The sequence below is a fragment of the Protofrankia sp. CiT1 genome (genome assembly GCF_917627335.1).
Lineage (GTDB): Bacteria > Actinomycetota > Actinomycetes > Frankiales > Frankiaceae > Protofrankia.
In genome coordinates, this window is record NZ_CAKJTP010000001.1 from 28,077 (window position 1) to 35,311 (window position 7,235).

At 68.7% G+C, this 7,235-nt stretch carries 7 protein-coding genes; 1 reads left to right on the forward strand and 6 read right to left on the reverse strand.

What is annotated here, in order from left to right; genetic code table 11:
* Window positions 1–63: 63 nt before the first annotated feature.
* The 6 genes from MJ785_RS00120 to MJ785_RS00145 all read right to left on the reverse strand — a co-directional run bounded on the left by MJ785_RS00120 (window position 64) and on the right by MJ785_RS00145 (window position 6,079).
* Complete coding sequence (locus tag MJ785_RS00120; protein WP_239372529.1) at window positions 64–285, reverse strand: hypothetical protein; 222 nt, start codon at window positions 283–285, stop codon at window positions 64–66.
* A gap of 98 nt (window positions 286–383) precedes the next feature.
* Complete coding sequence (gene holA, locus MJ785_RS00125; RefSeq protein WP_239313583.1) at window positions 384–1,379, reverse strand: DNA polymerase III subunit delta; 996 nt, start codon at window positions 1,377–1,379, stop codon at window positions 384–386.
* Between the two features lie 78 nt (window positions 1,380–1,457).
* Window positions 1,458–3,035, reverse strand: coding sequence for a ComEC/Rec2 family competence protein (locus MJ785_RS00130; RefSeq protein WP_239313580.1), 1,578 nt, complete (start codon window positions 3,033–3,035; stop codon window positions 1,458–1,460).
* Window positions 3,036–3,090: 55 nt separating this feature from the next.
* A complete protein-coding gene (locus MJ785_RS00135) occupies window positions 3,091–4,011 on the reverse strand; it encodes a ComEA family DNA-binding protein (RefSeq protein WP_239313577.1) in 921 nt (306 codons plus the stop codon).
* 579 nt (window positions 4,012–4,590) lie between these two features.
* On the reverse strand, window positions 4,591–5,328 hold the full coding sequence (locus MJ785_RS00140) for an SOS response-associated peptidase (RefSeq protein WP_370651621.1): 738 nt from the start codon (window positions 5,326–5,328) through the stop codon (window positions 4,591–4,593).
* 76 nt (window positions 5,329–5,404) lie between these two features.
* Complete coding sequence (locus MJ785_RS00145; protein WP_239310817.1) at window positions 5,405–6,079, reverse strand: M50 family metallopeptidase; 675 nt, start codon at window positions 6,077–6,079, stop codon at window positions 5,405–5,407.
* A 245-nt stretch (window positions 6,080–6,324) separates the two neighbouring features.
* Here MJ785_RS00145 and MJ785_RS00150 point away from each other — a divergent pair, with 245 nt between their 5' ends.
* Entirely contained in the window at window positions 6,325–7,074 is a 750-nt protein-coding gene (locus tag MJ785_RS00150) for a 1-acyl-sn-glycerol-3-phosphate acyltransferase (protein WP_239310818.1), read from the forward strand.
* The last annotated feature ends 161 nt before the right edge of the window (window positions 7,075–7,235 follow it).

A 7,235-nucleotide genomic window follows, 5' to 3' on the forward strand; every position in this document is an offset into this window, starting at 1 on the left:
GTCCCCTATTGCCGGTCGCTCTAAGTCGTTGTAGGGCGTTCGCGCTGGTGAACATGTTTACGCTTAGAGCGTCCGGCAGTGGGAACGCTCTTGTTCGCCAGTGGGCGCTTGCAGCATGATTTTGATCATGTTGTCATAAGCCGCCATACCAGCTGCCACCAGCGGAAGCGCCACGATCACCCATGCGCTTGCCAGATCCGTCAGGGCGATGATAATCCCGATAATCACGCTGCCGGCGCCGAGGAACCCTCGTGACCGGTGACGGCCCAGCGGCGCGATACCCACCGGTGCGGCACCCGTTGCGCCGTCGTCACCACGGCTGGTGCCGGGTCGCTCGATCCCGGCTGAGCGCTCCCGATCCGAACCGGATGAGGTACCGGAAGTCACCGGCGCACTCCCGCCGCGCGGCCCCGAACCGCCACAATCTCAGTGACCAGGCGTTCCAACCCGTAGGCCGGGTCAGCAGCCCCGCCCTTGACGGCCGCGTCCGCCGCGCTGGTGGCCTGCATCGCCCGCGCCAGCCCCTCATCGCTCCAGGCCTGAGCCGCCCGCAGAGACCGTTCCACCTTCCAGTCAGGCATGCCAAGGCCGCGGGCTATCTCCCAGGTGGAGCCACCACCGGCGGCGGCCACCCGGGCAAGATCCCGTAGCCCGGTGGTGAGAGCGCTCACCACGAGCACCGGAGGGACTCCGCTGCCCAGCGCCTGTCGCAGCGCGGTCAACGCCTGGGCCAGGTCTCCGGAGATCGCCGCATCCGCCACAGCGAAACCGGTTGTCTCCGCCCGTCCGCGATGATAAAGAGCCACCACAGCCTCGTTGACCAGGCCGCCCGAATCGGCAACCAACTGATCGCATACAGCCGCAAGCTCGCGCAGATCGCTGCCGACAGCGTCCGCCAGAGCCTTCACCGCGCCCGGGCTGATCTGACCACCCAGCCGGCGGATCTCAGCCGCGACGAAGTCGTGCCGGTCGCGAGGACGGGTGAGACGCGCCGCCGCAACCACCCGTGCCCCGGCAGCCTTCATCGCGTCCGCCAGCTTGCGGTTACGCACGGCACCGCTGTGCACGACGACAAGCACAACATCATCCAACGGCCGGGCCAGGTAGGCGAGCAACGCATCTCGGAGGTCGTCTGCCAACTCCTGCGCACCGCGAACCACCACGACGCGCAGCCCACCGAACATCGATGAGCTGGACAGATCAACGAGATCGCTGTCGGTCAGTTCGCCAGGCGCCCGATCCACGATCTCAGCTTGGGGGTCGTGGGCCCGAGCCGCGTTCACGACCGCATGGACCCCGCGGGTGACCAGCAGTTCCTCGTCCCCGGTGACAAGGACCAGCCGTGGCGGTGCGGATGTCGACGACACGCTGGGGAGCATGTCATGCGTGTGCTCCGTGGACTGCGATGCCCTCGCTGAAAGGTGCCGCCTGCCCGCACCCGGCCTCAGCATGGATTGTCATCTCGCGACCATCCATGATCGAAACATAAAGATCGCCTGGGCGGTGAACGCTCCGATCCCCGCCGCGGCGAGAACACGCCGGCCGCCGCGGCGGCGCAGCACGCTGAACGTCACTACGGTAGCCGCGACCAGGACCATGGCGCCAAGTGGGCCGGCCGGCCAACCGATCTGCGCTCCCGGCGCTCGCGCGGCGACTCGGGCAATCATGATCAACCACTTGCATGGCACGCCGGCAAGGGCCGCAAACAATCGGGCCAGCGGCATCCAGCAGACGGCGGCCACTGTGGCGAGTACCCCGAGGACCGTCGCCGGGGCCACTGCCGCATCGGCGAGCATGTTGGCTGGGATGGCGACGAGACTGACCCCACCACCGATCGCGGCCAGCACCGGTGCGCAGGCGACATGTGCCGCCGCGGCGACCGCGAGCAGTTCCGCCAACCACGTCGGCATCTGTCGCGACAGTCGCTCGCGCCAGCCTGGAGCAATGATCACCAGCCCCGCGGTGGCGAACACCGAAAGAGTGAAACCGACCGAACGAGCAAGATCGGGACTGACAAGGACAAGCATCAGCACTGTCGCACAGAGCGCGGGCAGAGCCCCCCGTTGCCGCCCGCTGCCCGCCGCGAGAATTCCGATCATCCCCATGACACTTGCGCGCAGAACGCTGGGTGACGGCCGGGCCAGGATGACGAAGCAGGACAGGGCCAACGCAACCCAGCCGGCCTGAAGCCACGGACCCAACCGGCTACGCCGGACGAGCAGCGTGGCCGCCGCGATGACGATCGCGCAGTTCGCGCCGGACACAGCGACCAGATGAGACATCCCGGCAACTCGGAAGTCGTCCTTGAGGCTCTCATCAAGATCGCTCGTGTCGCCGATGACAAGACCCGGCAGCAGCCCGCGAGGCGAGGCGTCCAGACCGGACACGGCATCACGGAGCCCCTGCCGGAGATGAGCCGCCACCGCCTGCACCGCCGACGGCCCACCGACCACCACCGGCGGGAGCCGCACGAAGATGACCGCGGCGACGACATCAGCCGCGCGCGGTGGCGCGAGATTACCTTCGGCGCGGATCCGCTGGCTCGGCAACAAGCCCGCCCAACCGGTCGCGGCCGCCAGCACGAGCACCGGCTGGCGCAGCCGGAACTCACGCCCGCCCGCTCGCAGCCGCTCCACCCGTACCGGGACTACGACCAGCTGGGTGCCGCCGGCACGGCTTATTCGCGGATCGCCGGTGAGCTTACCTTCGACGGTGGCAACCGCCCGAGCGGCGCCAAGATCAGAAAACGGGCCATGGGTACGAGCGCGGGTCGTGACGCCCGCGGTCAGGACCCCGGCCGCCAGGCAGGCCAACACCGCCAGGCCTGTTGCCGCGGGCCGCCACCGCCGCGGACGCCGCACCAGGGCGGCAGCGCACACCAGTGCCGCGCCCAGCAGCATCCCGTCGATCAGCAGCACGGCCGGGGCCAGGTCCGCCAGGCCGGCACCCGCCGCACCAGCCCAGGCGGCGAGCGCTGGCCCCGCGAGCCGGAGATCAACGGGGTGCTCCTCCCCGTCGGGTCCGGCCCTCGTCACGCCGGCCGCCCGCGCCGTGCGGTCGTTCCGGGCCGACCGGGCTGCCTGCCACCCATCAGACCGCGATCAATGGCAGGAGATCGGCGAGCCGCCGGTCACCAACGCCGGTCACCTCCCCCAACTGCCGGGGCGAGGTGAAGTCACCGTGGGCCTTGCGCCACTCGACGATCCGCTGTGCCAGCACTGGACCCACCCCCGGCAAGCCATCAAGAGCCTCGGCCGTGGCGGTGTTGAGATTCAACGGTGCCGAGGGCGCGGCACCCGACGATCCCGCGCCCTCGCCGGTGCCGGCGCCAGCCGGCTGCGGAGGCGCCGGCCCAGGACGGCCATCCACAAGGATCTGTTCTCCGTCCACCAGACGGCGCGCCAGCGCGAGACCCGTGGTTTCCGTTCCCGGTAGCACCCCGCCAGCCTGTGCAAGGCTGTCCACCACGCGGGATCCGGCGGGCAGGGTCAGGACGCCAGGGCTGCGCACCTTGCCCACGACCTCGACGACGATCTGCGCCGCCGGGCTCCGGACGGTGCCGCCCGATGACCAGAGCACCGGTTTCGAAGCAGCGCTGTCCGCGTCTGTCGGCACACGGCCCTGTGCCCGCTCCGACTGCGTCCCGCTGGGGAGAGCCGTCACAGACACCGGCCTGTTCCGCCAGGCGAACCAGCCAACCATCAACGCTGCGGCAAGCGCCACCACCACGAGCAACAGCGCTCCACGGATGGCTGGATCGACCAGGGCGCCGCGCGGAACCCGAGGGAAGCGTCCGGCAGGACCCGGCGGGCCGGACCCAACAACCGGCTGCCGCTCCGATCGACCGGGGGTGTCCTCGGCCGCGGGCTCGCCGAGCGCGGCAAGCCCGCTGGTCTCCCCGGTGAGGGTGCCAGAGCCTGCCGGCCGCTCCGCAACGTCGGGATCCACAGCCGAGGGCGCCGTACCGGCCATGGCTGGCGTCCACCATGCCGGAACGGTCAGCGGCGCCACGCCGTCCTTCCCGGGAGGGCTCGCCGACGGGTGACCGTCATGTCCACCCGGGGGCCGGATACCGGCGCCGCGGCTACCACGAGTAAACGAAGGAACAATCATGTCCACGACAGTAGGAGCCTTCGTCCGCTATAGCCTCTTTGACCGATTAGCTGTGGATAATCAGGTTTTATCCACAGCTAATCGGTCAGGTCAGCCGGTGTCGGACACCGGCTGAGATGCTGGCGGCATGCGTGCGGCGGCGACCACTTAGAGCGACCGGCAATAGGGACGCGGCGTCGCGGGGCTGGGGCACGCACCTCACCGCGTTGTCGTCGGTCGCCACCCAACACCAGGGTGACTCCCTCCGCCGCCTCGCGATGCACGCACCCCAGCCCCGCTCCTTGATCCACGCCCCTATTGCCGGGCGCTCTTAGTTCGCTGACAATCACCGATGCCCCGCGGGCTGATGGGCGCTACGGCCTGTCGTTGTCGACCCTGCGCGGCTTCGCCTGCCCAGCAGAGAAATGCGTCCGCCCGGCAGAGGAACGGAGGAGCTGCCGGCCGCTCCACGCCCAACAAGCCAGGCGAACCGCAAGATCAGACGACAACCGGGTCAAGGAGGTGGGGGTCGTTGTTACGTACGTTCCCAACCCTCGAACTGACGGGGTACGCCCGCAACATGCCGGCGGGCGCCGGCCCGAGCATCCCCGTCACGGCTTCCGGGTCGTTGACGCACGGGTCGAGCCAGCGCGACCAGGAGGCCTGTGGGAGAAGCACGGGCGAACGTGGATGCAGAAACTCCAGCCCACCGGCCGCGGTGGTGGTGATGATGGTGAAGGTCGCGAGCACACCGCCCGATGGCGGATGCCACACCTCGTAAAGACCCGCGAGCCCGGCGGGCGTATCGTCAGCCGGCCGTACCAGGTAGGGCTGTCCGCGGCGGGCGCCATCGGCCCGGTGCCATTCGTAATAGCCGGTTGCCGGTACCAGGCAGCGACGGGCGCGCAGCGCGGCACGGAACGCGGGCTTGGTGGCGACCGTCTCCGCCCGGGCATTGATCAGACGGTTACCGATCGCGACATCACGTGCCCATGATGGCACCAGCCCCCAGCGGGCCGTCCGCAACCGCGCGCCTGCCAGCGGCCCCTCAGACGGAATGACAACCACCGGAGCGATGTTGGTCGGTGACACGTTGAAGTTCGGCTGAACGCCGTCAGTCTCATCACGTGCCGCGAACGACTCCGTCAGTTGCCGTGCGCTCAAAGCGTTGGCGTAACGACCGCACACAGCATGACAGTCTGCCAGCGAGCGGCCCGGCCCGCATCCGGCCGTCACGGCCCCGGCCCGGCCCGGCCATCACCAATAGGCCATCACCGTCTGATCGCGTCGGGTGCCGACCATCGGCTGATCATCAACGGAACAGCCACGCGGCCGCGACAGCCAGGCAGAACAGCGCCACCATCGCGAACAAGGCCACCCAGAGCCCCGCCGGTATGCGGGTCAGGCGGGCCAGCTGGTCCGGGTCTGACGTCGGCGCACCGCGGCGACGGGTCCGCTGCACCTCGATGATCGGCCTCACCCCACCGATGAGGAGGAACCAGGTGATGAAGGCCGCGAACACCTCCTGCGAACGAAATGGCGCCAACATGGACACCGCGACGACTGTCGCGGCGCTCAGCACTATCGACAGTGCGCCAAAGGCGTTGCGGATGGCCACCAAGACCCCGAGCAGCAGCGCGACGCTCAGTCGCAACAACAGGCTCACCTGGTTGGCCGCCAGCAGCGCGGCACCGCCAAGCCCGAGGACGGAGGGCGTAATATAGCCGGCCGCTACCGTGATAACGACGCCTGGCCCGGTCGGGCGGCCCGCCGACACGGTTACCCCGGATGTATCCGAATGCAGCCGGATGCCGCCAAGGCGCCGGCCGCTTCCGACCGCCGCAAGCGCATGCCCACCCTCGTGCGCAATAGTGATCACATGTCGAGCCAGCGGCCACAGGCGATTGTTGAGCACCACGAGAAGGGCGACCGCGCCACCGGCAACGGCTGTCCATCGTGGCGGGTCACCTGTGGTGAACAACTGCATCCACTCGTCAGGCGTCGTACGTCTCCTGTCTCAACTGTCGCCGCCGACGGGCGGGTGCGGTGTCGGTGCGACCGCCAGGACCCGAGTATGCAATGCTCAGCAAAAGGGGTGTCAAGCACCAGGCGGTATGAGGTTCCGCCGGGTCACCGTGCCAAGGGTACGATCAGATAATCACTTCTCGTGGCCGATCGGGGCCGCCGGTCGAGTCATCGTCACGACAGGGAACGTCTGGAGGTAAGGAGCGGGTGGCGGATCTCGTCTACAAGCCAGTGGCCCGTTTCGCGCTCGGGGTCTTCAAGGCCCTCGATCTCACGTTGGACGTCCGGGGACAGGAACGCGTACCAGCCATCGGTGGATGCGTGGTAGCGATCAACCATGTATCATACCTGGACTTCGCGCTTGCCGGTGTTCCGTTCTGGTACTCCCACCGCCGCCTGGTACGCTTCATGGCCAAACATGAAGTCTTCACCCATCCGCTTGCCGGGCCTCTGATGCGGGGAATGCGTCATATCCCCGTCGACCGATCGGCGGGCGCCGGCTCATACCGTCACGCGGTGCGAGCTCTGCGGGCCGGCGAACTCGTGGGTGTCTTTCCCGAGGCGACGGTCGGTCGCAGCTTCTGTCTCCAGCCCTTCAAGTCAGGGGCGGCCCGGATGGCCGCCGAAGCAGGCGTTCCGATACTCCCAGTAATTGTTTGGGGCAGCCAGCGCATCCTCACCAAGGGGCGGCCGCGTAATTTCCGGGCCGCGCGAGGAACCCCCGTGTCGATCACGGTTGGTGAAGCGATCCCGGCGGTCGACCTGAAGGACGCCCAGGCTGGGACGCAACTGCTGGCTGACGCGATGGCGAAGCTTCTCGCCGACGCCCAGCGGGACTACCCGCCGCCGCCACCAGGCGAGTCACCATGGTGGCTGCCCGCTCACCTCGGTGGCTGCGCACCCACGCCCGAGGCGGTCGCGCGCGAGCGGGCCGCGCTCCGCGACAAGAAGAAGTAAGAGGCTCCGGCAATAGGGCGTTCGATCAGACAACGGCGTCCGGGTCGATGGATCGTGAGGCGGAGGAGGGAGACGCCGGAGGTATTGGGCGCTGGCCGAGGAGCCTGGGTATCCGTCCGCTGCCTCCGGTGGCTCCCTTCGCTGCCTTGCGCCGCACGCAC

What these genes read in the sequence shown, in the direction of transcription:
- MJ785_RS00145 (WP_239310817.1), bottom strand. Translation starts at nt 6,079, where the DNA reads ATGCAGTTGTTCACCACAGGTGACCCGCCACGATGGACAGCCGTTGCC.
- holA (WP_239313583.1), bottom strand. Translation starts at nt 1,379, where the DNA reads ATGCTCCCCAGCGTGTCGTCGACATCCGCACCGCCACGGCTGGTCCTT.